At 39.3% G+C, this 6,270-nt stretch carries 2 protein-coding genes and 1 rRNA gene; all 3 read right to left on the reverse strand.

Translation table 11 applies throughout. From position 1 onward, the window contains the following. On the reverse strand, positions 1-1,329 hold a 1,329-nt coding region (locus tag ACXYMT_RS15145; RefSeq protein ID WP_459059921.1), incomplete at its 3' end, for a hypothetical protein. A gap of 631 nt (positions 1,330-1,960) precedes the next feature. Further along, positions 1,961-5,233: an Ig-like domain-containing protein gene (locus ACXYMT_RS15150; RefSeq protein ID WP_459059922.1), complete on the reverse strand. Its 3,273-nt coding sequence runs from the start codon at positions 5,231-5,233 to the stop codon at positions 1,961-1,963. A 950-nt stretch (positions 5,234-6,183) separates the two neighbouring features. Continuing rightward, positions 6,184-6,270 (reverse strand): 5S ribosomal RNA (gene rrf / locus ACXYMT_RS15155); the annotation flags it as partial.

Genomic DNA, 6,270 nt, shown 5'->3' on the forward strand with positions numbered 1-6,270 from the left:
ATTATCTGACGATTTTATTCCCCCCATCACATCAAATATGTAATAAGAAAGATCAGCACCATTACTGTCCTGGCTCTCACACTCAGCTAAATCTTGTACCTCCAAATCAGGATTGTCATAAACCACAGTTGTGAACTCACATGTTCCAGTCAAGGACAATATTCCATCATTCGATACTGTTAATTTCATTGTATATGAACCATAAAAATCAACAGGAATAGTTACATCTGCAACAGGATCATCTTCAGTTCCTTCATCAATAGTGGGATCTGTTCCTGTTGAGGTCTGAACTATTTCTATTTCCCAAGAATAAACTGTAGAACTCGTTGCATTTTCAACATCAGCTGTATAACTTAGACTTTGTGCCTCCTGGCATACTGAATATTCTCCAGAAATAGTACATTTTGGTGGGGAGTCAACTGCATCAGCATGCAATTGTACTTCTTTGTTACCGCAACCATCTAATAAAGCTTCGTCACAACTACTTATAAACATGTGATAAGGAGCACCATTTATCGCACTAGCAGAAAAACCCTCTGGCCAGTCGTTCTCTGAGGCCAATGCAATATGGCCACCCCAAGCTATTACAACCTTATCACTGTGAGCCCTGAATTTGACTTCCAAATCTGATGAGGTTGTTGCACCAGGCAGCAAAGGATCCTGCTTTGTGTAAGTAGCAGAAACAAACTCACCATTATAGATTGTCAATCTGTTTTCAGACCCATCCGGATTTAAATCTCCATAAGTACCTAAACTGCTTACCTCAGAAGCTGGAGTGGGTATAGGAAGATATTCTGGACTGTTATCGACCACTCCTGTCCCCTGTAAAGGATTGATCTCCTCAATTGGATGAGGGGCCGTATAAAGAGAATGAGTTCCAACATAATCAAAAGAAGTCAAATAATCTATCGCATGTAAACCATCTTTTTGAGTATCAAAACCCAGGGTGATAGTGTATATCACATCTCCTTGAGTTGGTGTACCAGGGGTAGCCATCGGAATTAAACTTGAAACAGTTAACCTGTAAGGAATGCACATATCTTCTAAAAAATGTGCTTTTGCCTTATTAACAATTCCAGTCACCCAACTTGTAGGACTGGTTTCAGAACCCATCTTTCCATTGGCTGATTGCTCTAATTTCTCAATTTTTCCGGTTGGTGTTTTATTTGGTCCTCCCTGTGCCAAAATGGTTTCAGGTAGGATAAGTCCAAAAACAACGAAAAAAGTTAAAAGAAACTTCAATATCCTGTTACAATAAATGTTCTTTTCCGGCCCGGTGGAAATCGGTAGCCTTTGTACCGTGTCTGGGCCTAATGTACTACTGTTCATAATAAATAGTGTTTTGGTTAATAAATACTAACCAGAACATGAGCACAGCAAAGACAAAAGTAGATCCGGGCGAATCTTAGAAGGGGAGTGTAAAGGAGACTATTTCCCGGGGATGGAAATATGAGGTCATATAGACCACTAAGGTATGTGATCTAACAAGAATCAATTTTGGGGAATAATATTGAGGGCGGATTTTAAGAACAGTTAACTGTATGCCTTAAAACAATATTAAAGATAAGCTTAATTGAGAAATCGAACACCCAATCTCACCTACACTAATGTTAAACAAGTACTAAAAATTAATATTCACCTGTTTCTGCGACATTAGCGTTAATAAAGTAATAAAAGCGGCAACATCTCTTTACTCTCACACATTCTTAAGAAACCTTTAATAGGAAGAAAAATTGGGGTTGCAATACGACGACAAATAATATGATCATTAGTATTAAATATCGCAGAAATTGGAATTTGGAATATCTTTTAATTCGTACCCCATTAGGACCTACATATTTTAAAAATGGAACGTCCAATCTGCCTGGAGAGGAGAACGGGAGGAAATTTAAAATGAGCATTAGCAAAAAACAAAAAAGCAGCCAAATGGCTGCTTTTCTTTTATAATTAGAACTATAATTTATTTAGAAGCCTTTTTTGTAATTACTTCTTTACTTGTTATTACCCTAATGATATACATCTGGTTCACATTGGCAAAACTCATGTTTAATTGAGTACTTGAACCTTTCGTTACATCATCATCTGTAAAAGTTTTCAATAAGGATGTACCGGCATAAACTTCAATTACTACATCTGATGTGTAACCGAATTCATACTGAACATTTAACACATCACTGAATGGTACAGGATACAATATGACGTCTCCATTTTCGACCGCTTCAGCTTCAGAGGAAAGAATTGCTGCAGCAGGGGCTATTGTTCCATTGGAACAAGTGCTAGCTACTGTCGCTGAACTTCCTCCCATAGGACATGGATACATATTATTGATCATATCCAATTCGCTTGCTAATTCTCCTTCAGTACCGTTTTCAAAAGCGTCCTGTACAGCTTCTATTAGATTACCAGAATATGGATAACTAATTTCATCAGCACAAATATTCAATAGTGCGGCTACTGATTGACGTAACAAATTATTAACGCCTCCACCTTCTTGATTAAGAGCTTGAAGAAGTGTTAGACCTTCATATACATCATAACCATAGGCTGAAAAGTCAATACCAAAGATCTCACCATATAAATCACAAGTTTCATAGATGAATGGGTTATTTCGATCCTGATCATCACCCTCACGACACCACCTGTTCGTATGGTTTTTCCAGTAACCCAGAGTACAGGCCTCTTCATCACAAATTGGTTCTGCAAGAACAATAGGATCTGTTTCGGCAGTACATTCATCTTCTTCACCATTTCCGCCATCAGCGAATGCTTTCACAACATAGTATCCTGCTCCTAATCCGGTGATATTGTCATCCACGTCCAAGGTTACATCAGCAACACTTTGAGTATAGGCGACAATACCATCTGGAGAACTCCAAAGTTCCAGTCTATCATATCCGCTGGCAGTCACACTAATATATCCTCCTGAAAGATTCTCACAGGTAGGATCGAAACCAGTTCCTGACACAAGTACATCGTCAGGTTCTTCTATTTCCTCAACCTCGCTCCATGCAAAGCAGTCATCATCTCCCTCATTACCTCCGGCCGCAATAGCTTTCACTTTGTAGAAGCCAGGACCAAGACTTATGAAATCACCATCCTCCTCTGTAGAAGGACTCTCTACCAGAACATATGTTCCATCTGAAGTGTCAGACCTATATAGTTCTAATGAATCTTCTCCCGATGCAGTTACATCAATCGAACCATCTCCTTCATCATAACAGGAAACATTTGTGGCATCAATTGAAACTGTGATCTCATCAGGTTCTTCTATTTCCTCAACCTCGCTCCATGCAAAGCAGTCATCATCTCCCTCATTACCTCCGGCCGCAATAGCTTTCACTTTGTAAAAGCCAGGACCAAGACTTATGAAATCACCATCCTCATCTGTAGAAGGACTCTCTACCAGAACATATGTTCCATCTGAAGTGTCAGACCTATATAGTTCTAATGAATCTTCTCCCGATGCAGTTACATCAATTGAACCATCTCCTTCATCATAACAGGAAACATTTGTGGCATCAATTGAAACTGTGATCTCATCAGGTTCCATGATCTCAACCTTATTACTATCAGCTTCACATTCTATAGCGTCTTCCCCTTCTCCCTGAGCATGGCTTTCTGTGGCTTCAACATAATACCAGCCTGGACCAAGATTAATGAAATTTCCATCTGAGTCTGTATTAGGAGTTCCAACTTCTTCATAGGTTCCGTTTTCGGTATCTGATCTATATAGTATCAAACTATAATCATTTTCAGGAACAAGAACAGTTCCATCTCCAGCTTCAAAGCAGGTGACATTTGTAGCGTCAATTTCAAGATCGGGAATATCATAGACTGTTACAGTGACCATAGACCTTGGACCTTCACAACCATTCACAGTACAACTAACCCAATAACTCGAGGTTGAAGAAATTTCACCTGGATCAAAGGAGTTATCTTCAGAATCCTCACCAGTATATAATAAATTTCCATTTTCGGCAGCATCATACCATTTTAGTATACCTTCACAGCCGGAAGCAATTAAGCTCCCATCCCATGGACCGCAATTAGAAACATCTGCAACGGTAGGTGCATTAGGTGTCAAGTCAAATTGCAATTGTATAGGATCCCCAGGAAAATCTTTTAACTGAGATTGACCGGAAGAACCTGAGGTCCTGGTTCTTATAAAAAGGGTGCTAATCTGTAGACATGGATCATTCTGTGGGAAAAAGGCACTCAAGTTAACTGCCCCTTCTGCCCACTGGTTGACATCATACTGGTATAAACTAGGATTAGTAGAGATAGGCTCAGTATCATAAACAGACCACGGGACAATTGTCTTTACTGTGTTGACTGAGGCAAAAATCCCATTCTTTCTCTTATTTGAGGTCAAGTCTGCAAGAACATATTCATAGCCTCCATTAACAGCTTTCCACTCTCTCACAACCACTTTGGCTGCAGCTCCTCCAATAGTGAATTCCAAAGTGACGAGTAAATCGCCAACAGATCTTCCTCCCGTTGCAGCACTTGCACCTGAAGTAAACGTACCATCAGAATTTTTTGTCAATGTCTGTTGCAATAATTCAAAATCGATATAGCTGCTTCCGTTGTTATCCTCTCGGTCTCCTGCAAAAATTATCCAAAGATCATCTTCATTAGTAAAAGTTCCACCTGGCCATTCCGGATGGCTGGCTGCACCATATGTGAAATGTACGGCTACTGTCTGAATTTCATTTTTACTGGGTGCAGAACCCATTTTCCACTTATAAGTGTTAGGATTATCGTTAATTTTATTACTTCCATCAAATACAGAAGGATCATTATTAGAAATATCATCTCTCAAAAAAAAGGAGAGCTCACCTTCCTTATATTCAGCGTCAAAAACAGGATTGGTTCCATCAAATTTGTCGAAGTCCAGATCACTCTTAAATAACCCCAGTCCTTCTGGTACAGGTGGCGGATCTGAAAACCAGTCTCCGTACCCCAAACCGTTAGCTGGAGATAAAGGAAAATTTAAAGCCTTGGCATTTCCATCTATTTCAAAACCATAGATGTCGGATCCATTTGTGGGCGTAATGACAGGCACCACACCCTGCACATTTTCAGCGGTATTCTTTTGTGCAAGAATATCATTGTAAGGAATAACCACCAGAAAAACTGTAAACACAGATAAAATAAAATGTTTTACTGAATTTCTACACAAGATTACCTTCATTGATCCCATTAAAATAGGATTCATCGTAAAATCTTTCATAGTTTAAAAATTTTGGTTAATACTGTACCATAACCAAATACGTAGGAGAAGTAGATCGGAGTTGCAATTCAATTCAGAATCGAATGATTATGTCTTAAAAGGGAATAATTTTTCCTTTAGTTAGGAAAGAGTGCATCGAAACGGCGAAAGCCATTTGAGGGGAAATCCAAAATCGGGGGAACAATACACCTACAGGTGTATAAAGAGCTACAGGTATTTTTAGAAGGACCTGAGATATAAATATACCTATAAAAAACTAATTTTCAACAGCTTATATATACTTTTTAGAATCTTTACTAGCAATAAAGTTCTGACAAAAAAGAGAGAAATCTGAACCCTTATTTAGGTGAATCTTACAGAAGCTGCTAATATATCTAAGATATTCTGTTAATGAAGGAATATCGCCCTCTGCAGTATCCATTCTAAAATCAATTTTTTACTTGGTTTAGAATCCTGTTTCTCCCAATTTTTGATCCAATTTCGCGAGTATTTCTTAATCATAGAAATAGACCCACCACTTGCAGAATGCTCACTTTTTTATATTTTCCAAAGATGGACCGGTAGGTGAAGCTTAAGGGTATAGCATGCCATGAAATATAAGCTTAGTGAATTTGATTGCCACGGATTCCAAATCCGCTCCATCCTACCTGAATAGAGTAAAATATTTAACTATCTCGTTATTCTTGCCAGAATGTCTCCAGGTTTAGTGGTCACCTCCTGATAAAAAGGGGTGGAACCGCAGGGAGGTGGCGACGAGGTGGTGCATGGAACCGGGAGGTGGTCTTCCAGTAATAAACTACTAAGAAGCATCCTTCGATTCTGCTCAACAATACAGATTCAGGAAAGAAGACCCTCCCCGTCCGCCAGGTAGGCAGGGGAGCTGAGATCCGTTTCCATATCTGGATTTAGTTCATAAAAAAAGCCTCAACATTGCTGTTGAGGCTTTAAAAGAAAGGCGGCGACATACTCTCCCACAAGATAGCAGTACCATCTGCGCTAACGGGCTTAACTTCTCTGTTCGGAATGGGAAGAGGTGA

It is taken from the genome of Salinimicrobium sp. CAU 1759 (assembly GCF_054482715.1).